Genomic DNA, 904 nt, shown 5'->3' with positions numbered 1-904 from the left:
AAGCGATATCGTGTCCGAATCGAACGGCACGAATGCCGTCGACCGCGTACTGGTCGTGAACGTCAACGGGCAGCAGAAAACGCTGTACTACAACACGCTGACGGATAACGGAAACGGCACCGTGACGGCAGTCTATTGGGCCGGCTACGATCCGCGCGTCAACTACGCGCCTGATACGGAATACGCGACGCGCAGCGACGGCCATAAGGGCTATCAGCGTGTCGAAATCTGGCGTGATACGACCTCCACGATTCAGCAAGACAAGGTGGCAAGTCAAGCGCAGCAAGCGCAACTTGTGGCTGTCGGCAGTATCACCATGGCGAACGTCGGGGCGGTTAACAACAACTACAGTGCGATCACGGCCGGCAAGTCGATCCAGATCGGCAGTACGCAGCAAAGCGGTTCCGTCGGCAGCGGGAGCTATGGCGGCACGGTCGTCAACAACGTCGGCCAGACGCTGTATCAGCATCAGCGCGACGACATTACATCGATGTATGCGTGGAACATAGACACGACGCGGGATCGAGGCACGATCGCCCAACCGCCCGTTGTTCATGCGCCGATCGCCATCGGCGGAACGGGCGGCACGATCATTGCGAACCAGTCGGTGTCGATCGACGCGCAGAACGTCAACAACGAGAACGTCGCAGCACAAAATTCCGCGACCGGTGCGACGGGGGGGACACTCGGCAACAACGCAGCCAATCAAGGCGTGTCGGGCGGCAATCTCACCCAAGTCAACACGGCAAGCGGAACGACGACAGTTCCCGCACTGCAATCGGTTGCGAGCACAACCGGAGAATTGTCGATCACATTGCCGAAAAGCGGCATGTACTCAATTCATCCTGTGCCGGACCAAGCCTATCTGGTCGTCACGGATCCCCGACTGACGAGCTACACGAAA

The 904-nt window shown here is 59.0% G+C and carries 1 pseudogene; it reads left to right on the top strand.

Annotation, left to right across the window (positions count from 1 at the left end):
- Positions 1 to 904: pseudogene (locus ACV229_RS40545) on the top strand (filamentous hemagglutinin); the annotation flags it as partial.

Source organism: Burkholderia sp. MR1-5-21 (genome assembly GCF_053427715.1).
The sequence above is the reverse complement of the archived record's forward strand: the minus strand, read 5'-3'. Positions and strand labels throughout refer to the sequence as shown.